This window comes from Verrucosispora sp. TAA-831, from assembly GCF_050780145.1.
GTDB lineage: Bacteria > Actinomycetota > Actinomycetes > Mycobacteriales > Micromonosporaceae > Micromonospora.
Genome location: NZ_CP192240.1, coordinates 3,009,149 through 3,035,322, shown reverse-complemented (window position 1 = coordinate 3,035,322; position 26,174 = coordinate 3,009,149). Strand labels below are relative to the sequence as shown.

The window sequence follows — 26,174 nt, the reverse complement described above, 5'->3', positions numbered from 1 at the left end:
GCGCGGACGGACCCGGGCAGGACCGGGTCACATGCTGGCGATCAACCGCTCCACCCGCTCGTCGTACGCCCGGAACGGGTCCTTGCACAGCACGGTGCGTTGCGCCTGGTCGTTGAGCTTGAGGTGCACCCAGTCGACGGTGAAGTCCCGCCGCTTCTCCTGGGCGTGCCGGATGAACTCGCCCCGCAGCCGGGCCCGGGTGGTCTGCGGCGGCGTCTCCTTCGCCTCGAAGATCTCCGGGTCGGTGGCGACCCGGTCCACGTCGCCGCGCCGCTCCAGCAGGGCGTAGAGGCCGCGCCCGCGACGCAGGTCGTGGTAGGCGAGGTCCATCTGGGCCACCCGGGGGTGTGACAGCGGCAGGTCGTGCTTGCGCTGGTAGCGCTCGATCAGCCGGAGCTTGGTCACCCAGTCGATCTCGCGGGAGACCGGCTCCAGGTCACCGCTCTCCACCGCGTTCAGCACCCGGCCCCACAGCTCGACGACCCGCTTGGCGGTCTGGTCGCCACCGCGCCGCTCGACGAACTCGGTCGCCTTGGAGAGGTACTCCTGCTGGATCTCCAGGGCGCTGATCTCCTTGCCGGAGGCCAGCCGCACCTTGCGGCGGCCGGTGATGTCGTGTGACACCTCGCGGATGGCCCGGATCGGGTTCTCCAGGGTGAGGTCGCGCATCACCACCCCGGCCTCGATCATCCGCAGCACGATGTCGGCGGTGCCGACCTTGAGCAGCGTGGTGACCTCGTTCATGTTGGAGTCGCCGACGATGACGTGCAGGCGGCGGTACCGCTCGGCGTCGGCGTGCGGCTCGTCCCGGGTGTTGATGATCGGGCGGCTGCGGGTGGTCGCCGACGAGACGCCCTCCCAGATGTGCTCGGCCCGCTGGGACAGGCAGTAGACGGCACCGCGCGGCGTCTGCAACACCTTGCCGGCGCCGCAGATCAACTGCCGGGTGACCAGGAAAGGGATCAGGACGTCGGCGAGCCGGCCGAACTCCCCGTGCCGGGACACCAGGTAGTTCTCGTGGCAGCCGTAGGAGTTGCCGGCCGAGTCGGTGTTGTTCTTGAACAGATAGATCTCACCGGCGATGCCCTCGTCGTGCAGCCGCTTCTCCGCGTCGATGAGCAGCCCCTCCAGGATCCGCTCACCGGCCCGGTCGTGGGCGACCAGGTCGACCACCGAGTCGCATTCCGGGGTGGCGTACTCGGGGTGCGAGCCGACGTCGAGATAGAGGCGTGCGCCGTTGCGGAGGAAGACGTTGCTCGACCGGCCCCAGGACACCACTCGGCGGAACAGGTATCTGGCTACCTCGTCAGGGGACAGCCGCCGCTGCCCACGGTAGGTGCAGGTGACGCCGTACTCGGTCTCCAGACCGAAGATTCGCCGCTCCATGATGAGACATTAGCCGTACCGAGGCCCACTTCGTCACTGTCGCGGCCCGTACGTGTCGGTCCCGGTCGGTCAGGACCCCCCGGGAAGCCCCGCGCCGGCCAGGCCCGCCGTGTACGCCCGACACGTGTCGTAGTCCGGCAGCAGCCCCCGCTGCCGCGCCTCGGCGAGGCGCGGCGCGGCGGCGTCGCGGTCGGAGAGCTGCGGTGATCCGGTCGGCCAGTCGATGCCCAGCTCCTCGTCGAGAGGGTGCACCGCGTGCTCGCCGGTGGGGTTGTAGGTGGTCGAGCAGACGTAACTGAGCGTCGCGTCGTCGGTCAACGCGCAGAAGCCGTGACCGAGCCCCTCGGCCAGGTAGACCGCGCGCCGGTCCACGTCGTCCAGGCGTACGCCCTCCCAGCGGCCGAAGGTCGGCGAGCCGACCCGCAGGTCCACCACCACGTCGAGCACCGCGCCCCGGACACAGGTGACGTACTTGGCCTGGCCGGGCGGTACGTCGGCGAAGTGGATGCCCCGCACCACGTCGCGGGCCGACACGGAGAGGTTGCCCTGCGCCAGCCGCAGCGGGTGCCCGACCGCCTCGGCGAGCCGGTCGAAGCGGTACCACTCCAGGAACAGCCCGCGCGCGTCGCCGTGTTTCTGCGGGACGATCTCCCAGGCGCCCTCGATGCTCAACGGCCGGATCTTCACGGGGTCACCTGCACCGGCACGGTCCGGTCGGCCTGGTCGCCGCGTTCGCGGGCGAGCAGGTCGAGCAGGTAGTCGCCGTACCCGCTCTTGGTCAGCGGCTCGGCCAGCGTGCGCAACTGCGCGTCGTCGATCAGGCCGGCCCGCCAGGCCACCTCCTCGACACAGCCGATCTTCATGCCCTGCCGTTCCTCGATGACCCGGACGAACTCGGCGGCCTGCATCAGCGAGGTGAAGGTGCCGGTGTCCAGCCAGGCGGTGCCCCGGTCCAGCACGGTCACCGACAGCTCCCCGGCCAGCCGGTACGCCTCGTTGACCGCGGTGATCTCCAGCTCGCCCCGGACGCTCGGGGTGAGGCCACGGGCGATCTGCACCACCCGGTTGTCGTAGAAGTACAGCCCGGGCACGGCGTACCGGGACTTGGGCCGGGCCGGCTTCTCCTCGATCGACAACACCCGACCGTCGTCGTCGAAGTGCACGACGCCGTACGCCTGCGGGTTGGCCACCGGGTAGGCGAAGATCCGCCCGCCGACCGGGTCGCCCGCGGCGGCGAGCTGGCCGCCCAGTCCGACGCCGTGGAAGATGTTGTCGCCCAGGATCAACGCGACGGCCTCGTCACCGATGAAGTCCGCGCCGAGCACGAACGCCTGGGCGATGCCCTCCGGGCGCGGTTGGGCGACGTACTCCAGGCGCAGCCCGAACTGGCTGCCGTCGCCGAGCAGGCGCTGGAACTGGCCCTGTTCCTCGGGGGTGGTGATCACCAGGATCTCCCGCACCCCGGCCATCACCAGGGTGGAGAGCGGATAGTAGATCATCGGTTTGTCGAAGACCGGCATGAGCTGCTTCGACACCGCCCGAGTGATCGGCCACAGTCGGCTACCGGTGCCGCCGGCGAGCAGGATTCCACGCACCCGGGGAGCGTACCGGGAGTAACCGGCGCAGGCCACGCGGCGCAACCGCTGCATTGCGGGGGATTCGCGTAGACTTCCGGATCCGTGAGGATCCTGGTCACCGGCGGCGCCGGCTTCATCGGTTCGGAATACGTCCGAATGCTGCTCGGGGCACCCGGCGGCAGCGCGCAGGGGGTGCCCCCGGTGGAGCCCACCGTCGTCACCGTGCTGGACGCTCTGACGTACTCCGGCAATCTGGCGAACCTCGACCCGGTCCGCGACGACCCGCGACTACGTTTCGTGTCGGGTGACATCCGCCACGCCGAGGTCGTGGACGAGGTCGTCCCCGGACACGACGTCATCGTGCACTTCGCCGCCGAGTCGCACGTCGACCGCTCGATCGCCGGGGCCGCGCCGTTCGTCACCACCAACGTGCTGGGCACCCAGACGCTGCTCGACGCCGCGCTGCGGCACGGCACGGGTCGGTTCGTGCACGTCTCGACCGACGAGGTGTACGGCTCGATCGCGGACGGCTCGTGGACCGAGGACTGGCCGCTGGCGCCCAACTCGCCGTACTCGGCGTCGAAGGCCGGCTCGGACCTGCTGGCGTTGGCGTACCACCGCACGCACGGTCTGGACGTGGTGGTGACCCGCTGCTCCAACAACTACGGGCCGTACCAGTTCCCGGAGAAGGTCATCCCACTGTTCGTGACCAACCTGCTCGACGGGCGGACCGTGCCGCTCTACGGCGACGGCGGCAACGTGCGGGACTGGCTGCACGTGCACGACCACTGCCGGGGCATCGCGCTGGTGCAGCAGAAGGGTCGCGCCGGCGAGGTCTACCACATCGGCGGCGGCACCGAGCTGACCAACAAGGAGCTGACCGCGCTGCTGCTCGACGCGTGCGGCGCCGACTGGGACCGGGTGGTGGCGGTGCCCGACCGCAAGGGCCACGACCGCCGCTACTCGCTGGACATCTCGAAGATCAACAAGGAGCTGGGGTACGCCCCCAGCATCCCGCTGGAGGCCGGCCTCGCCGACACCGTCGGCTGGTACCGGAACAACCGGTCCTGGTGGGAACCGCTGACCCGGGCGCAGTCCGCGTGAGGGCGCTGGTGACGGGTGCCGGTGGGATGCTCGGCCGGGACCTGGTGGCGGTCCTCGCCGCCGAGCACACGGTGACCCCCGCCACCCGGGCCGAGCTCGACGTCACCGACGCCGCCGCCGTGCACGCCGCGGTGACCGGACACGACGTGGTGGTCAACGCCGCCGCGTGGACCGACGTCGACGGTGCCGAGTCGGACGAGACGGCGGCCACCCGTGTCAACGGCGAGGCGGTGGCGCACCTCGCCCGGGCCTGCGCCGCGCACGGCGCCCGCCTGATCCAGATCTCCACCGACTACGTCTTCCCCGGCCACGCGGACACCCCGTACCGGGAGGACACGCCCACCGCGCCGATCAACGCGTACGGCCGGAGCAAGCTCGCCGGGGAACTGGCCGTGACCCGGTTGCTGCCCGACGCCGGCTACGTGGTCCGCACCGCCTGGTTGTACGGCACCCACGGGCGCAACTTCGTCAGCACCATGCTCGGCCTGGCAGACCAGCGCGAGTTCCTCGACGTGGTGGACGACCAGCGGGGCCAGCCCACCTGGTCCCGCGCGTTGGCACGGCAGGTGGTGGCGCTGGCCGGGGCGGCCCTGGCCGGTCGCGCGACCCCCGGGGTCTATCACGGCACCTGTGCCGGCGAGACCACCTGGTACGGGCTGGCCCGGGCCGCGTTCGCCCTGCACGGGCTCGATTCGGACCGGATCCGGCCGATCACCAGCGACCGCTTCCCGCGTCCCGCCGCGCGACCGGCGTACAGTGTGCTAGGGCACGACCGATGGGCCGCCGCCGGGCTGTCACCCCTACCGGACTGGCACGCCACACTGAGCGACGCGCTCGCCCCCGCCGCTCCACCCTCCCCGTGGAAGGTCGCATGAAGCTCACCCTGATCACCGGCTTGACCGGTCTGGTCCTGTTGGCCACGATCGTCGAGTTGCTGCGCCGCCGACAGCTACGCGAGAAGTACGGCATGCTCTGGCTCGGGCTGCTGTTCGTGGTCATCCCCCTGTCGCTGTTCCCCCGGCTGCTCGACGGCGTCGCCGACCTGCTCGGCGTGGCCTCCGGCGTCAGCCTCGTGCTCTTCCTCGGCATCGTCTTCCTCCTGCTCGTCTGCATCCACCTGAGCTGGGAGGTCAGTGCGCTGGAGGAGGAGACCCGCACGCTGGCCGAGGAGGTCGCGCTGATCCGCGCCGAGTTCGAGGCCGACCGGGCGGTACGGGAAGAGCTGGTGTCCCGCGATGGTTAACGGCAAGCGCCTCCTGGTCATCATCCCGGCGCTGAACGAGGCCGGGTCGATCGCCGACGTGGTCCGCGAGGTCCGCGGCGAGTTGCCCGGCGTCGACGTGCTCGTGGTGGACGACGGCTCCACCGACCGCACCGCCGCGGTGGCCGCCGCCGCCGGTGCCCGGGTCGCCCGGCTGCCGTACAACCTCGGTGTCGGCGGCGCCATGCGCCTCGGCTACCGGTACGCCCACGACCACGACTACGACGTGGCGGTCCAGATCGACGCCGACGGTCAGCACGACCCCCGGTACGTGCCGAAGCTGGTCGACCTGCTCGACGAGTACGACCTGGTGATCGGTGCCCGGTTCGCCGGTGAGGGCGAGTACCGCGTGCGGGGGCCCCGACGCTGGGCGATGGGGATGCTGTCGACGGTGCTCTCCGGCCTGTCCGGCACCACGCTGACCGACACCACCTCGGGTTTCCGCGCCGCCAACCGACGGATGATCGAGATGTTCGCCCAGTGGTATCCGGCCGAGTACCTCGGCGACACCGTCGAGACGCTGGTGCACACCGCCCGCCGGGGTTACCGCATCCAGCAGGTGCCGGTGGCGATGCGGCGGCGGATGGCCGGCACCCCGAGCCACTCCCCCGCCAAGGCGATGATCTACCTCGGCCGGGCGCTGGCCGTGCTCACGCTGGCCCTCATCCGCCGGTGATCGATCGCCTGATCCGTCTCGTCCCGCCCGGCACCGTCCCGGTCGGCGCCGGTCTGGCCATCGTCGGCCTGGCCTCGTACGTGCACCTGGCGGTGGCCGGGCACAACCTCACCGCCGGGGACTACTCGTCGCTGTCGGTGCTCTGGTCCTTCGTGTTCACCGTGGGCCTCGGCGTGTTCCTGCCGGTCGAGCAGGAGGTGGCCCGGCTGGTCGCGGCCCGACGTACCCGTGGGTTGCCGCCCGGTCCGGTGCTGGTCCGGGGCGCCGCCGTCGCCGCCGTCACGCTGGGCCTGCTCGTGCTGGTCTGCGTCGCCGCCGCCGACCTGCTCGCCGACCGTCTCTTCGCCGGTGACACCCGGCTGGTGTGGGCGCTCTGCGGCGCGCTCGCCGCGCTGGCGGTGGCACACACCACCCGGGGCGTGCTCTCCGGGCTGCGGCAGTTCGGCTGGTACGGCAGCCAACTCGGGATCGACGGCGGGCTGCGCATCGGGTTGGTGGCCCTCCTCGGCCTGGCCGGGGTCGACTCCCCGATGGCGTACGCGCTGGTGCTGGTCGTGGCTCCGCTGGTGGGCGTCGCGTCGACCGTGCCGCCGGTGATCCGGGCGGCCGGTGGGGGCACGGCCCTGCCCTGGCCGGCCCTGCTGCGCGGGCTGGCCCTGCTCACCGTCTCCAGCCTGCTTGCGCAGGTCGTGGTCAACGTCGGCGTGATCAACGTACGGCTGCTCGCCCCGGCCGACGTGGCGACCGCCGGTGCGCTGCTCTCCGCGCTGGTGCTGGTCCGCATCCCGTTGTTCGTGTTCGGCTCGATGCAGGCCGCGCTGCTGCCCGGCCTCTCCACCGCCGCCGCCACCGGCGACCAGGCGGCCTTCGGCACGCTGCTGCGCCGGGCCCTGGCCGTGGTCACCGCGCTCGGGCTGGTCGGCGGCGTGCTGGGCGCGCTGCTCGGTCCGTGGCTGGTCCGGATCCTCTTCGACGCCCCGGACGTCCTCGGTCACGGCGACTTCGCCTGGCTCGGCCTGGCCACCCTGGCCTATCTGTGGGCGATGGTCCTCGGGCAGGCGCTGCTCGCCCGCGACCAGCACCAGGCGCAAGCCGTGGCGTGGGTCGCCGGGGTCGCCGCGCTGGTCGCCGCCACCCTCGCCCCGCTCAGCGTCGCGCTGCGCGTCGAGCTCGGCTACACGGTGGGATCCCTGGTGGTCGTCGCGGTGATGCTCACCCGGCTGCGCCGGGACACCGCCACCCCCACCCCGCCCGTCGCGGTCCCGGTGTCCGCGAGCACCCCCGGAGGCATCCGATGAGCCACCCCCGCGTGACCGCGGTGATGCTCGCCTACGGCCCCGAGCCCTGGCTGGTCGACGCCGCCGAGGCGGTCCTGGCCAGCACCGGCGTCGACCTCGACCTGGTGGTGGTGGACAACGGCTGCACCGGCGACGGCATCGACGTGGTCAAGGGCCTGCCCGGGGTCCGGGTGATCCGGCCGGACGAGAACACCGGCTACTCCGGCGGCTGCAACGTCGGCGCGGCCGAGGCCACCGGCGACTGGCTCGCCTTCGTCAACTCCGATGCCGTGGTCGCCCCCGACGCGCTCGCGAAGGTGGTCGCGGTGGCCGCCGAACCGGGCGTCGGCGCGGCGATGGCCTCCATCCGGCTCGCCCACGACCCCGACCTGATCAACACCTCCGGCAACCCGCTGCACTTCACCGGTCTGTCGTGGGCGGGCGGCAACGGCGAACCCGCGAGCGCGCACGCCCGACGGACCGTCGTACCGTCGCTGAGCGGCTGCTGTTTCGTGATCGGCCGGTCCCGCTGGACCGAGCTGGGCGGTTTCCCCACCGAGTACTTCGCCTACCACGAGGACACCGAGCTCAGCCTGCGGCTGTGGCAACGCGGCCTACGGGTGGAGTACGTGCCGGACGCCGTGGTGCGGCACCACTACGAGTTCTCCCGCAACGACCTCAAGCTCTACCTGGTCGAACGCAACCGGCTGCTGACCCTGCTCACCGCCTACCAGGGCCGTACCCTGGCGCTGCTGGCGCCGATGCTGCTGCTCACCGAGGTCGCGATGCTGGCCGCCGCGCTCGCCGGCGGTTGGTCCCGGCAGAAGACGCGCGGCTGGGGCTGGCTGTGGCGTCACCGCGACTGGGTACGCGCCCGCCGCCGTCGGTTGCAGTCGGAGCGCACCGTCGGCGACGGCGCGATCGCCGACCTGATGACCGCCCGGGTGGCCCCCTCCAACGTGGCCGCGCCGCCGGGGATGGGTGTCTTCAACGCCCTCGCCGCCGCCTGGTGGGCGCTGGTGCGACCGCTGCTCGCGCGTCGCTGATTCACCGCCCGACGACGGTCGCGATCGGGGACTTGCGGAAACGACGCGGCGCCCGACGGTTGCGAACTGTCGGGCGCCGGGGAACTCCAGCTCGGCAGGGCGTCAGGCGTCCGGCTTGTCGGCCGGCTTGTCCTCCAGGTCCGCCGAACCGGCCGAAGTGGTCGGCTTGTGCGCCTCCTCGGTCGGAGTGGTCGGGGTCTCCGCCCGGTCCCCCTCCGCCGCCGCCTCGCCTTCCGCGCCGCCGTCGAGCAGCCCGGTCAGCGCCGCGCCGGTGATCCGCCGGAAGGTACGCCCCACCCGGTTGCGGTCCAGGACCGCGACCTCCAGTTGGTCGGCGGCGATCGTCCGGGCGGCGCCGCCCTCGCCACCGACACTGCCCAGCGCCTGCACCGCCACCTTCACCGCCTCGCCCAGCGACATGTCCGGCCGGTGGTTCGACTTGAGCACCCCGGAGATCGCGTCGGCCTGGCCGCCCATCGCCATCCGGCCCGGCTCGTCGGTCACCGACCCGTCGTAGGTGAGTCGGTAGAGCGAGTCGTCCTCCGAGGTGGCACCCACCTCGGCGACGCAGATCTCCACCTCGAAGGGCTTGGACTGCTCGGTGAAGATCGTGCCGAGGATCTGCGCGAACGTGTTGGCCAGCGCCAGGCCGGTGACGTCGCGCCGGTCGTAGCTCAACCCGTTGAGGTCGGCCATCCGCACCCCGGCCCGGCGCAGGTTCTCGAACTCGTTGTAGCGACCGACGGCCGCGAAGCCGATCCGGTCGTAGATCTCGCCGACCTTGTGCAGGGTGCTGGAGAGGTTCTCCGCGACGAAGAGCACCCCACCGGCGTAGCTCAGGACCACCGCGCTGCGCCCCCGGGCGATGCCCTTGCGGGCCAGCTCGGAACGGTCGCGCATGATCTGTTCGGGCGAGGCGTAGAACTGCATGGCCACGGCGGCGGCTCTCCTTCGGGCGCTGTGCTGGGGGAACTGCGTTCAGGTGGGGTGGGGACGGGCTCAGCCGCCCGGATTCTCCATCCGGCCGGCGACCACGCTCTCGCCGAGCGCCGCCGTCTCCGCGTCGGTCAGCCGGTACGTCCCCTCCGCCGTCGCGGTCATCACCACCGGGAAGATCCGCCGGGTCAGGTCGGGGCCGCCGGTCGCGGTGTCGTCGTCGGCGGCGTCGTAGAGCGCCTCCACCGCCAGCCGCGTCGCGTCGTCGACGGAGAGCCCGGGCCGGAACCGCTTCTTCAGCGCCGACCGGGCGAACAGCGAACCCGAGCCGATCGCGTCGTAGCCGGTCTCCTCGTAGGGGCCGCCGGTCACGTCGAAGCTGAAGATGCGCCCGGCCCGCGCCGGGTCCTTGGCGGCCAGGTCGAAGCCGGCGAACAAGGGGATCACGGCCAGCCCCTGCATCGCCGCCCCGAGGTTGCCCCGGATCATCGCGGCGAGCCGGTTGGCCTTGCCGTCGAGCGAGAGCATGGCGCCCTCGATCTTCTCGTAGTGCTCCAGCTCCACCTGGAACAGCCGCATCAGCTCGATGCCGATCCCGGCGGTCCCGGCGATCCCCACCAGCGAGTACGCGTCGGCGGGGTGGACCTTCTCGATGTCGCGCTGCGCGATCAGGTTGCCCATGGTGGCCCGCCGGTCGCCGGCCATCACCACACCGCCGTCGGCGACGATGGCGACGATCGTGGTGGCGTGCGGGGCCAGGTCGGCGGCCATGCCCGGCGGCAGCGGCCGGCGGCCGGGCAGCAACTCGGGGGCCACCTTGCTCAGGAACGTGGTGAAGGAGGACGTCCCCGCGTTGGTGAACACATCTGGTAGACGCCCGGATGGATCAAAACCCGCTGCCACGTGGTTCCTCTCAGGTACGTGATGGCCCTGGCCAGCCTCGTAGGACTGTCACGGAACTGGCCAAGACCACCGGTGCAGTTGAAGCAGATTATCCCGCGCACCCACCCGGTGCGATGATCGTGGTCCACAAGTTCCGGATCGGGTTCACCACAGGCCGCGCCGACCCCACCACGCCCGGCGAGAAATGGACATGAGCCCTATTCTCCGCCCTTCTGGACGTACCCCCTCACGAACTCCTCGGCGTTCTCCTCCAACACGGAGTCGATCTCGTCGAGCAGGTCGTCCACGTCCTCGGTGATCTCGGCGTGCCGCTCGGCGACCTCCGGGTTCGCCTCGACGGTGACGTCCTCGATCTCCTCACCCTGACGGGACTTGCCCGTCTGCGACTGACCGCCGCTGTCATGAGTGGCCACTGTTGCCTCCTCCACGATCGCCTGCGATGAACTTACCTCGCGGGAACGACGAAACGCCCGTCGCGCGCCGGTACGGCACCGGCGCGCGGGCACCGCACGAGAGCGACTCAGCCGCCGGTCAGCGTCTCCAGCAGGTCCTTGGCGCTGGCGCACCTGTCGAACAGCGCACCCACGTGCCGCCGGGTGCCCCGCTCCGGCTCCATCATCGGCACCCGGACCAGGGACTCCCGTCCGACGTCGAAGATCACCGAGTCCCAGCTCGCGGCGACCACCTCGGAGGCGTACTGCGCCAGGCAGCGGCCCCGGAAGTAGGCCCGGGTGTCCTCCGGCGGCTCGGTCATCGCGGCCTGCGTCTCGGCGTCGGGCAGCAGCGTCTTCATCGCCCCCCGGGAGACCAGGCGGTGGTAGAGCCCCTTCTCCGGCCGGACGTCGGAGTACTGCAGGTCGACCAGTTGGAGCTTGTGCGAGCCCCAGCCGAGCTTCTCCCGCTCCCGGTAGCCCTCCAACAGCCGCAGCTTGGCCACCCAGTCCAACTCGTCGGCACAGAGCATGACGTCGCGGCCGAGCCGGTCGAGGACGTTCTCCCACCGGTCCAGCACGTCGGTGGTCTGCTCGTCGACGTCGCCGCCGTACCGGTCCTCCACGAATGCCCGGACCCGCTCCAGGTAGGCCCACTGGATGTCCAGGGCTGTCAACCGACGACCGTCGCGCAGCCGCATCCGATGCGTCAGCGACGGGTCGTGGCTGACCGCGCGCAGCTCACCGACCGGGTCGGCGATGCCGAGGTCCGGGCCGAGCGCCTTCTCCTCGATCATGGCGAGGATCAGCGCGGTGGTGCCCACCTTGAGGTAGGTGGAGATCTCGGACAGGTTCGCGTCACCGATGATGACGTGCAGGCGGCGGTACTTGTCGGCGTCGGCGTGCGGCTCGTCCCGGGTGTTGATGATCGGCCGCTTGAGCGTGGTCTCCAGCCCCACCTCGACCTCGAAGAAGTCGGCCCGCTGCGAGATCTGGAAGCCGCTCTGGCCGCCGTCCTGCCCGATGCCGACGCGACCGGCGCCGCAGACGATCTGCCGGGTCACGAAGAACGGGGTCAGGTACGCCACGATGTCGGCGAAGGGGGTCTGCCGGCGCATGAGGTAGTTCTCGTGCGCGCCGTAGCTGGCGCCCTTGTTGTCGGTGTTGTTCTTGTAGAGGTGGATCGGCGCGCTGCCCGGGATGGTGGCCGCGCGGCGAGCCGCCTCGGCCATCACCCGCTCCCCCGCCTTGTCCCAGCGCACCAGGTCCCGGGGGTTGGTCACCTCCGGGGTGGAGTACTCCGGGTGCGCGTGGTCGACGTAGAGCCGGGCCCCGTTGGTGAGGATGACGTTGGCCAGCCCGAGGTCCTCGTCGGCGAGCGCCTCGGCGGGGTCGTACGCCGCCCCGGAGTAGGTGAAGCCACGTGCGTCCCGCAGTGGTGACTCCTCCTCGTAGTCCCACCGCGCCCGGCCGCCCCGGTTGAGTTCCGGGCGGGCGCCGTAGGCGTTCACCACCTGGGACGAGGTGACCATCGGGTTGGCCCCGGCCTGACCGGGCACGGAGATGCCGTACTCGACCTCGGTGCCCATGATCCGTCTTACGCTCATCGACCTACCCGCTTCGCTTGCCCGACCGGTCCCCCGTCACGTCGAGCGTAGTCGCCGCTCGGGCACGTCGGGGCGTGCCGGTGCGCTCGGGACGCCGCGGGTCGCACCGGTCAGTCCCCGGGCCTCTCGATGATCATGGATTCGATGGTGACCCGTTCGCGTATCTCGGGCAGCGAACGGAGCAGTCTCCTGGCCCGCGACTCCGCGCCGGTGTCGGTGGCCACCAGGCGGATCCGGCCGGGCGTCGCGTGCAACATCTGCCAGGTCCGACCCGGTTCGATGAAGAGCAGGCTGTAGGTCGCGTCCTCGGTCTGTGCGGTGGTGCCCTGCAGGGTCGAGACGCAGATGTTCTCCAGATAGGAGTCGTACGTGCCACGGTCGAGCACGAGGGTGGTCACTCCCTCGACGGCCGGGAACCGGCGGGCGACCTCGTCGCACACCACGGCCGCCCGGGACGGCTGGGTGACCTCCATGTGCACCCAGCGCTGCGCCCAGGTCCGCGGTTCGACCACGAGCAGACTCCGGTGCCAGCCGGTGACGCCGCCGAACAGCACGACGGTGGCGGCGACCGCGACGGCGGTGACCGCGGCGACGGCGGTACGCGCCGGCCGGCCCCGTTCCGGTACCGGCAGCAGCCGGACGACGGCGGCCATGCCGACGATGAGGAGGACGGTCGTGAGGTGCGCGGCCTTGTTGAAGTAGTAGCCGATCTCGCCGCCGAGGACGAGGCTGACCAGCCCGATGCCCGCGGTGAACAGGGTGCTGGCCAGGAGCACGAACAGCCAGCGTCGCCAGGTGGGGTCGGTGCGCCCGAGGCGGACCGCGAAGACCAGCAGGGCCGGTACGACGAAGACGCCGAGTCCCCCGAACGCCAGCCAGGTCTCGGTGAGGTCCGGGCCGACCGTGGCGCTGAGCGCCTCGGTCTGGTTCGCCCGGAGCACGCCGAGCAGGATCGGCACCGGGGCCAGCACGAAGGTGGCCAGGCCCACCACCCGGGCGGTGTGGCGGACCCGGAGCACCTCGCTGCGGCGGACCAGCAGCGAGCCGAGCACGAGGAGCACGGCCGGGGGCAGGAACAGGTAGTAGACGTATCCGATGCCGACCACCAGGGCGCCGAGCAGCAGCAGGTGCTCGCGGGAGGCGGTGATCGGTCGGGCGACGAGGACGGCGAGGACGACGGCGAGGGTCAGCCCGAGCGTCTCGGTGGGGTAGCCGGACCACAGCATCCGGGGCAGTTGGCTGCCGAGGACGAGGGCGCCGACGACGACGGTGAGCACGCCCCGGCTCAGCGGGTGCAGCGGACCGGGCAGCCGCTGGGCCGCCCAGAGCATGGTGAGCACCAGCAGGCCGAATCCGGCGACGTTCCACCACAGGAACGGATCGGCCAACCCGGCGGCTGCGGGGGCGCTGCCGGGCGGCACGAGGAAGCCGTTGAGCAGCGCGACGGTCAGGTGCCAGCCCTGCGGGTAGTAGACCAGCAGCCCGACCAGGTGTTCGCGGACCGTGTCCGCGTCGGTGAAGGCGTACCCGCCGTGCCGGCCGAGGACGTCGACGAGGGTGAGGTGACGCAGGTAGTCCTCGCCCCGGCTGAAGATGGTGAGCCGGCCGACGAGGTCACCGGCGCGCAGCAGGGGCTGGGCGAGGTACCAGACGATCGCGGCGGTGCCGACGACCGGGAACAGGTCGGCCCAGGCGGGACGCGGCAGGGTGGGACGCCGGCCGCTGGCCAGCGCGGCCAGCACCAGGACGGTCAGGGCGGTGCCGGTCACCGGCACCGGCGCCATCCCCCAGGGCCAGGCGGTGAGGAACAGACCGGCCACGGTGGTGAGGCAGACCAGCAGGACGGTGGCGAGGACCAGCCGGTCGAGCAGGGTACGTCCGCCGCGCAGCAGGCTCGCGGTGGTGAGCAGCACCAGTGGGGGCAACAGCCAGGCGACGTCGACCGCGACCGCGGCCAGCGGCAGGAGCCAGGCCAGGGCCAGGGCGACGGGGCCGAGGACGAATCTGCGCCGGTACGGCGGCGTGGAGCTCGCGGTCGGTGCGACCGGTGGGGCGAGCGCGCTCTGGTCGATGGACACGCGCATCCTTCACCAATAGGGATGGAAGGGAAAGATCCACAGTCTAGCGACGCCCTCCGGCCCGTACGCGGCGGGCCGGAGTGTCCCCACCGCGCCGTGCGGCGGTACGCGACGGGGCCCGCGACGCGTCGCGTCACGGGCCCCGGTGGCGCGACCGGTCAGAGGTACTGGCCGGTGTTGCTTGCGGTCTCGATGGAGCGACCGGCTTCGGCGCCCTTGCCGCCGGAGACGAGCGTGCGGATGTAGACGATCCGCTCGCCCTTCTTGCCGGAGATCCGGGCCCAGTCGTCGGGGTTGGTGGTGTTGGGCAGGTCCTCGTTCTCGCGGAACTCGTCGACGCACGCGTCGAGCAGGTGTTGCAGGCGAAGTCCCTTGCGACCGGAGGTGAGGAACTCCTTGATGGCCATCTTCTTGCCGCGGTCCACGATGTTCTGGATCATCGCGCCCGAGTTGAAGTCCTTGAAGTACAGGACCTCCTTGTCGCCGTTGGCGTAGGTCACCTCGAGGAAGCGGTTCTCCTCGGTCTCCGAGTACATCCGCAGCACCACCGCGTCGATCATCGCCGCGACGGTGGCCTGGGCGTCCTGACCGTGCTCGGCCAGGTCGTCCGCGGACAACGGCAGACCGGAGAGGATGTACTTGGAGAAGATGTCCTTGGCCGCCTCGGCGTCCGGACGCTCGATCTTGATCTTCACGTCGAGCCGACCCGGCCGCAGGATCGCCGGGTCGATCATGTCCTCCCGGTTGGAGGCACCGATGACGATGACGTTCTCCAGGCCCTCGACACCGTCGATCTCGCTGAGGAGCTGCGGGACGATGGTGTTCTCCACGTCGGAGGAGACGCCGGAGCCCCGGGTCCGGAAGATCGAGTCCATCTCGTCGAAGAAGACGATCACCGGAGTGCCCTCGCCGGCCTTCTCCCGCGCCCGCTGGAAGATCAGCCGGATGTGCCGCTCGGTCTCGCCGACGTACTTGTTGAGCAGCTCGGGACCCTTGATGTTGAGGAAGAAGCTGGTGTGCTTCTCCTCACCCCGCCGCTCGGCGATCTTCTTCGCCAACGAGTTGGCGACCGCCTTCGCGATGAGCGTCTTGCCGCAGCCGGGCGGACCGTAGAGCAGGATGCCCTTCGGCGGCCGGAGCTGGTGCTCCCGGAACAGGTCGGCGTGCAGGAACGGGAGTTCCACCGCGTCCCGGATCTGCTCGATCTGGGACTGCAGGCCGCCGATGTCGGCGTAGTCGACGTCCGGCACCTCCTCCAGGACCAGTTCCTCGACCTCGCTCTTGGGGATCCGCTCGTACGCGTACGCCGAGCGGGGTTCGATCATGAGCGAGTCGCCGGCCCGGATCGTGCTGCCGATCAGGGTCTCGGCCAGGTGCACGATCCGCTCCTCGTCGGAGTGCGAGACCACCAGCGCCCGGTCACCCGGGACACCGTCGGGGCCCGCCAGCACCTCCTTGAGCATCACCACCTCGCCGACCCGCTCGAAACCGAACGCGTCGACGATGTTGAGTGCGTCGTTGAGCAGGACCTCCTGGCCGCGCCGCAACTCACCCACGTCCAGCGAGGGTGAGACGGCCACGCGCAGTTTGCGCCCGCCGGTGAAGACGTCGACCGTGCCGTCCTCGTGCCGGGCCAGGAAGATGCCGTAGCCACTGGGGGGCTGGGCGAGACGGTCGATCTCCTCTTTGAGCGTCACGATCTGCGCGCGAGCCTCTTTCAGAGTGCTCACGAGCCGTTCGTTGTTCTCGGTCAGCCGCGCCAACTGCGCCTGGGTGGCCGCCAGCCGCTCTTCGAGCTGCCGGACGTGTCGGGGGCTTTCGGTCAACTTGCGCCGCACGAGAGCGAGTTCCTCTTGCAGGAACGCGACCTGCGTGGAGAGATCGTGGGCCTCCTTCTCCCACCGTGCGGCGCGCGAGTCCGCGTCGTCGCTGCGTGCCACGTCCCACCTCCCCGGGGGGCTCGAACGTTCTGCCCTAACACTAGCCGCTATGAGCCCGATTCGGTCCTCCGCAACGCGCCCGTCACCGAAGCTTGATCGCCAAGGGTGGGTGGCGGGGCGGGTACGGGCATTCGGGTACCGTCGTGGGGTGGGACGGGAGAACATGGGGGGTGCACCGGTGGTCGAGGTCGCGACCGACCAACTGCAGGTCTGGGTGGACCAGGACCTGTGCACGGGTGACGGGTTGTGCGTGCAGTACGCGCCGGAGGTCTTCGAGTTCGACGTCGACGGCCTGGCGTACGTCAAGGGCCCCGACGGCGAGCTCCAGCAGGCCCCGGGCGCCCGGGTGGACGTGCCGGAGCATCTCCGCCTAGAGGTGATCGACTCGGCGAAGGAGTGCCCCGGCGAGTGCATCCACGTCGTACGCGGAAGCGACGGCGTCGAGGTGGCCGGCCCGGACGCCGAGGACTGACCGGCCGGCCGCTAGAGCAGCGGACGACCGACCACCGAGGCGACCAGCCGGGCGAACTCCTCCAGCCGGGCGATCTGCCCGGCGCCGCCGTCGTCGAGCGTCTTGCCGAACCGCAGCGCGTCGTGCCGGGGCCCACCGGCGGCCTCCTCGCTGGGCGGTGACTCGTCCAGCGAGGTCAACAGCAGGTAGACGTCGATGCTGTCGACCCGGATCTCACCGTTGTCGTGGCGGAACAGCCGACGTCGGCACCCCACCTCGGTGACCGAGGAGACCGGCACGACCCGCAGCGACGAGGTCATCGAGCCGGGCGGGCCCTCCCCCGGCGGCACGTCCTCGCCGTGCCAGAGCACCAGCCGACTGCCGTCGCAGACGACGACCTCCTGCCACACCCCGTTCACCTCGTTGACGAAGCGTTCCAGCGTGAAGCCGAGCACCGAGGCACCGCGCAGCACGCCGCCGAGCGCCTCCAGGGCGACGTCGGGGTCCCGCAGGTAGGCGCGGGCCGCCGACTCGAGGTCGGTGTAGGGGGACCAGTCCGGGAAGACCGCCGGCAGGTCGCCACCGCCGAAACCGGGACGGCTCATGCCGTCACCCCACCCCGCCGGCCCGGACCGGCGGCACCGGCCCGCGTCGACCCGCGTCGAGGATCAGCCCGTTCACTCCGCGCCGCCCCAATCCGCCGTCACGGCCTGTCCGTCTCCTGCGTCGTGTCGGGTTCGGCACCGTCGGGCGGTGCCTGCCGGGCCGCCTCCGCCGCGCGCAGCGCCTGGCGCCGTTGCGCGTACGCCTCGCTGCCCTTGCTGGGCTTGCGACGGCGGGGCGGGGCGGTGACTCCGGGGGCGAGCTTACGCGCGGAGACGAGGAAGGCGGTGTGGGCGATCATCCGGTGGTCGGGCCGGACCGCCAGCCCCTCGGCGTGCCAGTCCCGCACCAGCGACTCCCAGGCACGCGGCTCGGTCCAGCCACCCCGCTCGCGCAACGCCTCGACCAGCTCGGAGAGCTGCGGGGTGGTGGCCACGTAGCCGATGAACACACCGCCGGGCAGCAGCGCCCGCTCGACCATGTCCAGGTTCTCCCACGGGGCCAGCATGTCCAGGATGATCCGGTCGAAGCCGGTCTCCGGGCACCCGGCCACGTCACCGGTGTGCAGGTGCCAGGCGGGGTGCGGGCCGTTGAAGAACGCCTCGACGTTGCGCCGGGCGATCTGGGCGAAGTCGTCGCGCACCTCGTACGAGTGCAGCTCGCCGGAGGCGCCCACGGCCCGCAGCAGCGAGCAGCTCAGCGCGCCGGAGCCGGCGCCGGCCTCCAGGACCTTCGCGCCCGGGAAGACGTCGCCCATGGCGACGATCTGCGCCGAGTCCTTGGGGTAGATCACCTGGGCGCCACGCGGCATCGACAGCACGTAGTCCGACAGCAGCGGACGCAGCGCCAGGAAGGCGGTGCCGCCGCCGGAGGTGGTGACCACGCTGCCGTCGGGCAGGCCGATCAGCGCGTCGTGCGCGAGGATGCCCCGGTGGGTGTGGAACTCCTTGCCCGGCTCCAGGGTGATGGTGTGCATCCGGCCCTTCGGGTCGGTCAACTGCACCCGGTCACCGGGACGGAACGGCCCGCGGTGCACGGCGGGCGGCTCCACTGTCTCGGCGGGCGATTCGGTGCCCGGGGTGGCCGGGCCGGCGGAGTGGGTCACGGTCACGTGTTCATCTTCCGGTGAGGTTCGAGCAGTCGCGCCAGATCCGCGATGTGCAGAATGCCGACGACATCTTCGCCTGCCGTCACGAGGTACTGCGCGGCCGGGTGGGCCTGCACCCCCTCCAGCACCTGTTCCCCGTCCGTGTCGACCGGCAGGGTGGGCAGGTCGACGAGGGAACGCGCCACCGCGTCGACGGCGATCCAGGGGCGGCGGGCCTCCGGCACGGCCGCCGCCGCGGCCGGGTCCACCACCGCCACCGGCCGACCCGCCGAGTCGGTGACCAGCAGCGCCACGCTCGCCTCCCGCACCGCCTCGGCGGCGCGGCGCTGTGCCTCGGCGAGCGGCGTGCCGGTGGGTACGGCGAAGGTCGGTCGGGCCAGCCGGGCCAGGTCGACCAGGGGCAGCCGGCGGCCGATCCGGGACATCCGGATCGACTGTCCGGCGCCGTGCCAGAGGGTGAGCGCGACCAGTGCCGTCAGCGGCAGGGCGAGCAGGCTCAGCATGTCCACCGCGTAGAGCACCGCCACCAGCAGCGCGGTGCCCACGGCGAGGACCCGCCCGACCCAGCCGGCGACCTCGGTGGCGGCGTGCTTGTTGCGGGTGACCGCCCAGATCACCGCCCGCAGCGCCCGCCCGCCGTCCAGCGGCAGGCCGGGCAGGATGTTGAAGACCGCGACGATGATGTTGCTCGCCGCCAGTTGGAACGCCAGTTGGTCGGCCACGGTGCGGTCGGGCAGGGCCAGCATGGCGGCGACGGCGATCACGCCGAGCACCGCGGAGACCGCCGGGCCGGCCAGCGAGACGTAGAGGTCCACCCGGGGGGACGGGGCGTCCCGGTCCATCTCGGTGTACCCGCCGAGCAGTTCCAGGGTGATCCCGCGCACCCCGATGCCGAACCGTCGGGCGGTGAGGGCGTGCCCGAGTTCGTGGAGGAGCACCGAGCCGAGCAGCGACACGACGAACCCGGCGCCGACCAGGTAACCGCCGATCGGGGAGAGTTGCAGGCGCTGGCCGGCCAGCTCCCCGTAGAGCACGATGATCAGCACGGCGAGCAGCAGGATCGAGGCGTTCAGGTACAGCGGCACCCCGAAGACCCGGCCCACCCGCATGCCGGGACGCCGGCCGGCGCGCGGTCGACTCCTCTGTTCCACCGGCCCGATGCTACGCGGCGGGAGATCACCTCCCGGTGCGGTGCCGGTGGTCCTGTCACACTCGTGCCCTAACCTTCCGGACATGACGGCGGATCCGGTGATCACTCGACAGGCCCCGACTCCGACGCAACTGCCGGCGACGGTGCGCGCCTCGCTCTCACCGTCGCGGGCGGCCGACTTCAAGACCTGCCCACTGCTCTACCGGTTCCGCAGCATCGACCGCCTGCCCGAGCGGACCACCGTCGAGCAGGCCCGGGGCACGCTGGTGCACGCGGTGCTGGAGCGGCTGTTCGACCTGCCGTCGGCCGGTCGTACCCCGGAGGCGGCCGGCGATCTCGTGTCGCCGCAGTGGGACCGGCTGGTCACCGAGCAGCCGGAGCTGTCCGGGATCTTCGAGGGTGACGATCCGGCCGCCGTGACGCAGTTCCTGACCTCGGCGGCGGCGCTGCTGGAGGGCTACTTCACGGTGGAGGACCCACGCCGCCTGGAGCCCGCCGAGCGGGAGAGTCTGATCTCCGCGGTGGTCGACGACGAGCTGCTGATCCGGGGTTACCTGGACCGGCTCGACGTCGCGCCGGACGGCGCGCTGCGGGTGGTCGACTACAAGACCGGCGGCGCGCCGAGGGAGGCGTTCGAGGCCCGCGCCCTGTTCCAGCTCAAGTTCTACGCCCTGGTGCTCTGGCGCACCCGGGGCGTGGTGCCCCGGGTGCTGCGGCTGCTCTATCTCAAGGACGCCGAGGTGTGCGACTACGCGCCCGACGCCGAGGAGTTGGTCCGCTTCGAGCGCACCGTGGTGGCGTTGTGGCGGGCGATCGAGCAGGCCACCGCCAACCGGGACTTCCGTCCCCGGCCGAGCCGGCTCTGCGACTGGTGCAGCCACCAGGCGCTGTGCCCCACCTTCGGCGGCACCCCGCCGCCCTTCCCCGAGCAGGCGGCGACGGCGGATCCGCTGCGCGACGCCCGGTCCGGTCCGGCGTCTCCGGGCGCCGACGAGTAGGTGCCCCTCCTCCCCAGGGAGGAGGGCAGGTCACCGCAGGAGACGATCTTTCGCCCGAACGGGCGGATAGCGTCGGAGCGTGGGTACGGATCCGAGGGAATGGCTGCGTCGCCACCCGCTGGCCGCCGACGGGCTGCTGGTCGTCGGGCTGGCGGTGGCGGAGGTCGTGCTCACCCTGCTGACGCCCCGGGACTTCTGGCCCCGGCCGCTGTTCGCCGCGCTGGGCTGGAGCCTGGTGTGCGCCGCGCCGGTGCTGGTGCGCCGGAGAGCACCGTGGCCGGCGGTGCTGGCCGCACTGGCGACCCTGGCCCTGCCGCTCACGCTGGAGATCTCCCCGGCGACGCAGAGCTTCACCTTCGTCGTGCTCACCTACACGATGGCCGCGTACCGGCCGGTGCGCCCGGCGGCGGTCGCGGCGGCGGTGCTCTGGCTACCGGTGTCGCTGGTGGCCACGCTGACGCCCTTCGAGGCCATGCCGCAGGTCAACTCGGCCTACCTGGTGGCGAACAACCTCCTGATCGGCATCGTGTCGTTCTCGGTGGGGCGGACGGTGCACGCCCGGCGGGCCAGCACCCAGGCGCTGCGGGAGCGGGCCCGGATCGCCGAGGCCACCCAGCGCGCCCTGGCCGAGCAGGCGGTCACCGACGAGCGGCGGCGCATCGCCCGGGAACTGCACGACGTGGTGGCCCATCACGTGAGCGTGATGGGGGTGCTGGCCACCGGGGTACGCCGGGTGCTGCGGCGTGACCCGGACGCCGCCGAGGAGGCGATCGGCACCATCGAGGAGACCAGCCGGGCCACCCTGCGGGAGCTGCGCCGCCTCCTGGACGTGCTGCGTACCGAGGCGGAGACGGCGGCCGAGTTGTCCCCGCAGCCGGGGATCGCCGGCATCGAGGCCCTGGCCGAGCAGGTCCGTGAGGCGGGGCTGCCGGTGACGTTGACGGTGCGGGGCGCGCCCGCCGCGCTGGCGGAGGGCGAGGCGCTGACCGTCTACCGGATCGTGCAGGAGGCGCTGACGAACGCGCTCAAGCACGCCGGCACGGCGACCGCGCAGGTGCGGGTGAGCTTCGCCGACGACGCGGTGGAGGTCGAGGTCACCGACACCGGTCGGGGCCCGATGCCGGACACCGACCGGGTCGGACACGGACTGGTCGGGATGCGGGAGCGGGTCGCCCTCTACGGTGGTGTCCTGCGCACCGGCGCGCGGCCCGGCGGCGGTTACCGGGTGCACGCGAGGATCCCGGTGGAGACCATGCTGGATGCCGGGACGTCCCGGTGACGGCGAACGTGGAGGACGACATGACCGAGGCGACGCCGTCGCGACGCCCGATCCGGATCCTGCTCGCCGACGACCAGCCGCTGCTGCGTACCGGCTTCCGGATGGTGCTCGGCGCGGAGGCCGACCTGGACATCGTGGCCGAGGCCGGCGACGGCGCGGAGGCCGTGGACCTGTCCCGCCGGCTGCTGCCGGACGTCGTGCTGATGGACATCCGGATGCCCCGGATGGACGGGGTCACCGCGACCCGGGCCATCGTCGACGCGCGGCTGCCGGTCCAGGTGCTGATCCTGACCACCTTCGACCTCGACGAGTACGTGGTGGGCTCGCTGCGGGCCGGGGCGAGCGGCTTCCTGGCCAAGGACGTGCCGGCCGAGGACCTGGTCACCGCGATCCGCACGGTGGCCGCGGGCGACGCGGTGGTGGCCCCGCGCATCCTGCGTCGGCTGCTGGACCGTTTCGCCGAGGCCCTGCCCGACCCGGCGGCGACGCCGCCGAAGGGCCTCGGCACGCTGACCGAGCGGGAACGGGAGGTGCTGGTGCAGGTCGCCCGGGGGCTGTCCAACGCGGAGATCGCCCGGGCGCTGTCGGTCAGCGAGACCACCGTCAAGACGCACGTCGGGCACGTGCTGACCAAGCTGGGGCTACGCGACCGGGTGCAGGCGGTGGTGCTGGCGTACGAGTCGGGCCTGGTCCGACCCGGCGCGTAACGTCCGCGTCGCATAGGTCACCTACAGTGACCGCCGGTGGCGGAAAGGGGTTGACCCGCACCCGGCGGCACCGTTCACGATGAGCTCGCCCGGCCGCGAGGGGTGGCCGGGCCGGCCCGGCGTCGGGGACAACCCTGACGGCGCTTAGGGGGTACCCGCACCCGGAAATCCGCCTCGTCTCCGCCCGGAGTCGGACGGATCCGCGTCGGGCAGCACAGAAGATGGACTCGTGCCGGACCAGCGGGGGCGGCGCGATTCGAGACCGACGGAGAGGTACGAGACGTGACCGCTACGACAGGCCAGTCGGCACCGGCCGCAGCCCGGGCGAGCGACGTGTGGAAGGTGTACGGCAGCGGCGAGGCCCAGGTCGTCGCGCTACGGGGGGTCAGCGCCGAGTTCGAGCGTGGCCGGTTCACGGCCATCATGGGCCCGTCCGGGTCCGGCAAGTCGACGCTGATGCACTGCCTGGCGGGGCTGGACACGGTGACCAGGGGGACGGTGCACGTCGGCGACACGACGGTCACCGGTCTCGGTGACTCCGGCCTGACGAAGCTGCGCCGGGACAAGATCGGCTTCATCTTCCAGCAGTTCAACCTGCTGCCCACGTTGACCGCCAAGGAGAACATCCTGCTGCCGCTGTCGATCGCCGGCCGCAAGCCCGATCCGGCCTGGTACGACGTGGTGATCGACACCGTCGGGCTGCGGGACCGACTGGACCACCGGCCGGCGCAGCTCTCCGGCGGCCAGCAGCAGCGGGTGGCGTGCGCCCGGGCACTGGTGGCCCGCCCCGAGGTGATCTTCGCGGACGAGCCGACCGGAAACCTCGACTCGCGGGCCGGCGCGGAGGTGCTCAACTTCCTGCGCAACTCGGTGCGTGAGCACGGCCAGACCATCGTCATGGTGACCCACGACCCGACCGCCGCCGCGTACGCCGACCGGGTGGTGTTCCTCGCCGACGGCCAGATCGTCTCCGAGCTGATCGAGCCGACCGCCGACACGGTGCTGGACACCATGAAGAAGCTGGACACGCCCGCCGAGGTGGCCGGCTGATGTTCCGGGCGATTCTGAAGAGCCTGCTGGCGCGGAAGGTCCGGCTGGTCCTGTCCGGCCTGGCCGTGGTGCTCGGCGTCATGTTCGTCTCCGGCGCCTTCGTGCTCACCGACACGCTCGGGCGCACCTTCGACCAACTGTTCGCCGAGGCGTACGAGGAGGTCGACGTCAGTGTGTCGGCCAAACCGAAGCTCGCGGTCAACGAGATGGAGGGCGAGCAGGTCCAGGCGCCGTTCCCGGCCGACACGGTGGAGACCGTCCGGGCAGTGCCGGGCGTGGCCGACGCCACCGGTGTGGTGGTGTCCGACGGCGCGCGGATGATCGGCAGCAACGGCAAGGTGGTCGCCTCGTTCGGGCCGCCGCAGCTCGGTGGTAACTGGCTCGGCGAGAGCGACCTGGTGCGGTTGCGCGACGGGCGTGGGCCACAGGCCGACGACGAGATCGTGATCAACCAGTCGTTGGCGAACGCGGGCAAGGTCGCCGTCGGCGACCGGGTGGGCGTGCTCACGCTGAGTCCTCGGCAGGACTTCACCATCGTCGGGATCTTCGGCTACAGCGGTGACCGGGACTCCCTCGGTGGCGTCAACGAGGTCATGTTCACCACGCCGGCCGCCCAACGGCTGATGCTCGGCGAGCCGGACGTGTTCAACAGCATCACCGTCACCGCCGCGTCCGGTGTCACCGACGACGCGCTGCGCGACAGCGTGGCCGGCGCGCTCGGCGACGACTACGTGGTCAAGACCGGCGAGGAGCTATCCGCCGACGCCGCCGCCGGGCTGAAGGAGGGGCTGACCTTCTTCAACCGGATCCTGCTCGGCTTCGCCGCCGTGGCGCTGCTGGTCGGCACGTTCCTCATCCTGAACACGTTCTCAATCATCGTGGCGCAGCGGACCCGCGAGTTGGCGTTGCTGCGGGCGGTCGGCGCCAGCGGCAAGCAGATCATCGGCTCGGTGGTGCTGGAGGCGATCGCGGTCGGCCTGATCGCCTCGGTGCTCGGTCTGGCGGCCGGCTTCGGCGTCGGCGCGCTGCTGGCGTACCTGTTCAGCTCCGTCGCCGGTGGGCTGGAACTGACCGGGTTGAGCATGCCCGCCTCGGCGGTGATCGGCGCGTTCTCGGTCGGTCTGGTCATCACGGTGCTGGCGGCGTTGTTGCCGGCCCTGCGGGCCGCCCGGATCCCGCCGATCGCGGCGATGCAGGACGTGGCCACCCCGGACCGCCCACTCACCAAGATCACCATTGCCGGGGCGCTGGTGACCGGGATCGGTGCCGTCCTGCTCTTCCTCGGGCTGAACGGCCACGCGGGCGGCAACACCCTGGCCACCATCCTCGGCGGCGTGCTGTTCGCGTTCATCGGGGTGGCCCTGCTGACGCCGCTGATCAGCAAGCCGGTGGTGGCGGCGCTCGGCTCGGTCTTCGCCGGCTGGGTGCCGGGCAGGCTGGGCCGGCTCAACTCGGGCCGCAACCCGCGCCGCACCGCGATCACCGCCGCCGCGCTGATGGTCGGCATCGCGCTGGTCACCGGCATCACGGTGATCCTGGACTCGGCCAAGAGCAGCATCAGCGGCCTGGCCCGGGACAGCATCAAGGCCGAGTTGGTGATCGCCGGGGCGCAGAGCGGTCCCCGTCCGCCCACCTTCGACCCTGCCGTGCTGGCGGAGGCGAAGGAGATCCCGGGGGTCCGCGTCGCCGACGGTCTCTACGGCGACCTGGCCATGGTCGACGACGAGCGCACCTTCGTCGGCGCGGTGACCGAGCCGGCCGCGCTGCGCCAGGTCTACAGCCTCAACGCCGCCGCCGGGGACATCGACCGGATCGGTGCGGGGCAGATGCTGGTCAGCGAGGAGACCGCGAAGGAGCGGGGGCTGTCGGTCGGGTCGACGACGTCGGTGCAGTTGGCCCGGGGCGAGCCGGGCACGTACACGGTGACCGGCATCTTCGAGGACACTCCCCTGTTCACCGGCGTACAGATGGTGCTGCCGACGGAGGTGGCCCGCAACTTCACCGTGCCGCAGCCGAGCCAGGGCTTCATCCAGCTCGAACCGGGCACGTCGGTCGCCGACGTCCAGCCGCGCATCGAGACGCTGCTGGCGGACAGCCCCGAGGTGTCGGTGGTCGACCTGAACGCCTTCGTGGAGCAGCAGGCCGGTCAGCTCGACACGTTGCTCACGATGATCCAGATCCTGCTGGCGCTGGCCATCGTGATCGCCGTACTCGGCATCATCAACACCCTGGCCCTGTCGGTGCTGGAGCGGACCCGCGAACTGGGCCTGCTACGCGCCATCGGCCTGCGACGCTCGCAGACCATGGGCATGATCACCGTGGAGGCGGTGGTGATCTCCGTCTTCGGCGCGCTGCTCGGGGTGGTCGTCGGCACCGGCCTCGGCGCCGCGGTGGTCGAGGCGCTGCGCAGCGAGGGGATCAACAAGCTGGTGCTGCCCTGGGGCCAGATGGGACTCTTCCTCGGTCTGGCCGCGATCATCGGTGTGATCGCCGCCGTCCTGCCGGCGATCCGGGCCGCCCGGATCAACGTCCTGGGTGCGATCGCCCACGACTGAGCGGCACGTCACGGGTCCCGACACCACGGCGACGTGGTGTCGGGACCCGGT

Annotated in this window: 25 protein-coding genes; 12 read left to right on the top strand and 13 right to left on the bottom strand. The window is 71.6% G+C overall.

What is annotated here, in order from left to right; all coding sequences use genetic code 11:
- Positions 1 to 27: 27 nt before the first annotated feature.
- The 3 genes from pafA to rfbA all read right to left on the bottom strand — a co-directional run bounded on the left by pafA (position 28) and on the right by rfbA (position 2,981).
- On the bottom strand, positions 28 to 1,386 hold the full coding sequence (gene pafA / locus ACQVFL_RS13670; RefSeq protein ID WP_431729531.1) for a Pup--protein ligase: 1,359 nt from the start codon (positions 1,384 to 1,386) through the stop codon (positions 28 to 30).
- A gap of 69 nt (positions 1,387 to 1,455) precedes the next feature.
- Positions 1,456 to 2,073: a dTDP-4-dehydrorhamnose 3,5-epimerase family protein gene (locus tag ACQVFL_RS13665; RefSeq protein ID WP_431729530.1), complete on the bottom strand. Its 618-nt coding sequence runs from the start codon at positions 2,071 to 2,073 to the stop codon at positions 1,456 to 1,458.
- A complete protein-coding gene (rfbA, locus tag ACQVFL_RS13660; protein ID WP_431729529.1) occupies positions 2,070 to 2,981 on the bottom strand; it encodes a glucose-1-phosphate thymidylyltransferase RfbA in 912 nt (303 codons plus the stop codon). Before rfbA ends, ACQVFL_RS13665 begins: the two co-directional genes overlap by 4 nt.
- An 84-nt stretch (positions 2,982 to 3,065) precedes the next feature.
- Between rfbA and rfbB the strand changes: the two genes are divergently transcribed.
- The 6 genes from rfbB to ACQVFL_RS13630 are packed head-to-tail and all read left to right on the top strand — an operon-like array spanning position 3,066 to position 8,327.
- Positions 3,066 to 4,067 carry a dTDP-glucose 4,6-dehydratase gene (gene rfbB, locus ACQVFL_RS13655; RefSeq protein WP_431729528.1) on the top strand — a complete coding sequence of 334 codons (1,002 nt, stop codon included), beginning with the start codon at positions 3,066 to 3,068 and terminating at the stop codon, positions 4,065 to 4,067.
- Entirely contained in the window at positions 4,064 to 4,942 is an 879-nt protein-coding gene (gene rfbD, locus ACQVFL_RS13650; protein ID WP_431729527.1) for a dTDP-4-dehydrorhamnose reductase, read from the top strand. Before rfbB ends, rfbD begins: the two co-directional genes overlap by 4 nt.
- Complete coding sequence (locus tag ACQVFL_RS13645) at positions 4,939 to 5,310, top strand: DUF2304 domain-containing protein (protein WP_431729526.1); 372 nt, start codon at positions 4,939 to 4,941, stop codon at positions 5,308 to 5,310. The genes rfbD and ACQVFL_RS13645 overlap by 4 nt, the downstream gene beginning before the upstream one ends.
- Complete coding sequence (locus tag ACQVFL_RS13640) at positions 5,303 to 6,004, top strand: glycosyltransferase family 2 protein (RefSeq protein ID WP_396693680.1); 702 nt, start codon at positions 5,303 to 5,305, stop codon at positions 6,002 to 6,004. The genes ACQVFL_RS13645 and ACQVFL_RS13640 overlap by 8 nt, the downstream gene beginning before the upstream one ends.
- Positions 6,001 to 7,302 carry a lipopolysaccharide biosynthesis protein gene (locus ACQVFL_RS13635; protein ID WP_431729525.1) on the top strand — a complete coding sequence of 434 codons (1,302 nt, stop codon included), beginning with the start codon at positions 6,001 to 6,003 and terminating at the stop codon, positions 7,300 to 7,302. The genes ACQVFL_RS13640 and ACQVFL_RS13635 overlap by 4 nt, the downstream gene beginning before the upstream one ends.
- Positions 7,299 to 8,327, top strand: a complete 1,029-nt coding sequence (locus ACQVFL_RS13630; protein ID WP_431729524.1) for a glycosyltransferase family 2 protein — start codon at positions 7,299 to 7,301, stop codon at positions 8,325 to 8,327. The genes ACQVFL_RS13635 and ACQVFL_RS13630 overlap by 4 nt, the downstream gene beginning before the upstream one ends.
- A gap of 102 nt (positions 8,328 to 8,429) precedes the next feature.
- Here the strand turns inward: ACQVFL_RS13630 and prcA are convergent, their stop codons facing one another.
- The 7 genes from prcA to arc all read right to left on the bottom strand — a co-directional run bounded on the left by prcA (position 8,430) and on the right by arc (position 16,222).
- Entirely contained in the window at positions 8,430 to 9,263 is an 834-nt protein-coding gene (prcA, locus tag ACQVFL_RS13625; RefSeq protein WP_396693684.1) for a proteasome subunit alpha, read from the bottom strand.
- A gap of 63 nt (positions 9,264 to 9,326) precedes the next feature.
- Positions 9,327 to 10,166, bottom strand: coding sequence for a proteasome subunit beta (gene prcB, locus ACQVFL_RS13620; RefSeq protein ID WP_396693686.1), 840 nt, complete (start codon positions 10,164 to 10,166; stop codon positions 9,327 to 9,329).
- On the bottom strand, positions 10,085 to 10,267 hold the full coding sequence (locus ACQVFL_RS13615) for an endonuclease domain-containing protein (RefSeq protein WP_431729827.1): 183 nt from the start codon (positions 10,265 to 10,267) through the stop codon (positions 10,085 to 10,087). Before ACQVFL_RS13615 ends, prcB begins: the two co-directional genes overlap by 82 nt.
- A 96-nt stretch (positions 10,268 to 10,363) precedes the next feature.
- On the bottom strand, positions 10,364 to 10,579 hold the full coding sequence (locus ACQVFL_RS13610) for a ubiquitin-like protein Pup (RefSeq protein ID WP_396693688.1): 216 nt from the start codon (positions 10,577 to 10,579) through the stop codon (positions 10,364 to 10,366).
- Positions 10,580 to 10,686: 107 nt separating this feature from the next.
- A complete protein-coding gene (gene dop / locus ACQVFL_RS13605; protein WP_431729523.1) occupies positions 10,687 to 12,204 on the bottom strand; it encodes a depupylase/deamidase Dop in 1,518 nt (505 codons plus the stop codon).
- A 110-nt stretch (positions 12,205 to 12,314) separates the two neighbouring features.
- The gene (locus ACQVFL_RS13600) at positions 12,315 to 14,288 is read right to left on the bottom strand and encodes a hypothetical protein (protein ID WP_431729522.1); all 1,974 of its coding nucleotides are present in this window, start codon (positions 14,286 to 14,288) and stop codon (positions 12,315 to 12,317) included.
- Between the two features lie 152 nt (positions 14,289 to 14,440).
- Positions 14,441 to 16,222 carry a proteasome ATPase gene (gene arc, locus ACQVFL_RS13595; RefSeq protein WP_396693694.1) on the bottom strand — a complete coding sequence of 594 codons (1,782 nt, stop codon included), beginning with the start codon at positions 16,220 to 16,222 and terminating at the stop codon, positions 14,441 to 14,443.
- A gap of 178 nt (positions 16,223 to 16,400) precedes the next feature.
- Here arc and ACQVFL_RS13590 point away from each other — a divergent pair, with 178 nt between their 5' ends.
- Complete coding sequence (locus ACQVFL_RS13590) at positions 16,401 to 16,694, top strand: ferredoxin (protein ID WP_396694159.1); 294 nt, start codon at positions 16,401 to 16,403, stop codon at positions 16,692 to 16,694.
- Positions 16,695 to 16,705: 11 nt separating this feature from the next.
- Here ACQVFL_RS13590 and ACQVFL_RS13585 read toward each other — a convergent pair whose 3' ends face one another.
- The 3 genes from ACQVFL_RS13585 to ACQVFL_RS13575 form a co-directional block, all read right to left on the bottom strand.
- Positions 16,706 to 17,278: a hypothetical protein gene (locus ACQVFL_RS13585; RefSeq protein ID WP_117227855.1), complete on the bottom strand. Its 573-nt coding sequence runs from the start codon at positions 17,276 to 17,278 to the stop codon at positions 16,706 to 16,708.
- Between the two features lie 98 nt (positions 17,279 to 17,376).
- Positions 17,377 to 18,327 carry a tRNA (adenine-N1)-methyltransferase gene (locus ACQVFL_RS13580; protein WP_396694161.1) on the bottom strand — a complete coding sequence of 317 codons (951 nt, stop codon included), beginning with the start codon at positions 18,325 to 18,327 and terminating at the stop codon, positions 17,377 to 17,379.
- Positions 18,328 to 18,383: 56 nt separating this feature from the next.
- The gene (locus tag ACQVFL_RS13575; RefSeq protein WP_396694163.1) at positions 18,384 to 19,493 is read right to left on the bottom strand and encodes a site-2 protease family protein; all 1,110 of its coding nucleotides are present in this window, start codon (positions 19,491 to 19,493) and stop codon (positions 18,384 to 18,386) included.
- 124 nt (positions 19,494 to 19,617) lie between these two features.
- On the opposite strand from ACQVFL_RS13575, the gene ACQVFL_RS13570 reads away from it, so the two are divergent.
- The 5 genes from ACQVFL_RS13570 (at position 19,618) to ACQVFL_RS13550 (ending at position 26,123) form a co-directional block, all read left to right on the top strand.
- A complete protein-coding gene (locus ACQVFL_RS13570) occupies positions 19,618 to 20,532 on the top strand; it encodes a RecB family exonuclease (protein ID WP_396693696.1) in 915 nt (304 codons plus the stop codon).
- Positions 20,533 to 20,611: 79 nt separating this feature from the next.
- Positions 20,612 to 21,811, top strand: a complete 1,200-nt coding sequence (locus tag ACQVFL_RS13565) for a sensor histidine kinase (RefSeq protein WP_396693698.1) — start codon at positions 20,612 to 20,614, stop codon at positions 21,809 to 21,811.
- A gap of 20 nt (positions 21,812 to 21,831) precedes the next feature.
- Positions 21,832 to 22,518, top strand: a complete 687-nt coding sequence (locus ACQVFL_RS13560) for a response regulator (protein WP_431729826.1) — start codon at positions 21,832 to 21,834, stop codon at positions 22,516 to 22,518.
- Positions 22,519 to 22,800: 282 nt separating this feature from the next.
- Positions 22,801 to 23,568 (top strand): ABC transporter ATP-binding protein, encoded by a 768-nt coding sequence (locus tag ACQVFL_RS13555; protein ID WP_396693700.1) that lies wholly within the window; start codon positions 22,801 to 22,803, stop codon positions 23,566 to 23,568.
- The gene (locus tag ACQVFL_RS13550; protein WP_431729521.1) at positions 23,568 to 26,123 is read left to right on the top strand and encodes an ABC transporter permease; all 2,556 of its coding nucleotides are present in this window, start codon (positions 23,568 to 23,570) and stop codon (positions 26,121 to 26,123) included. Before ACQVFL_RS13555 ends, ACQVFL_RS13550 begins: the two co-directional genes overlap by 1 nt.
- The last annotated feature ends 51 nt before the right edge of the window (positions 26,124 to 26,174 follow it).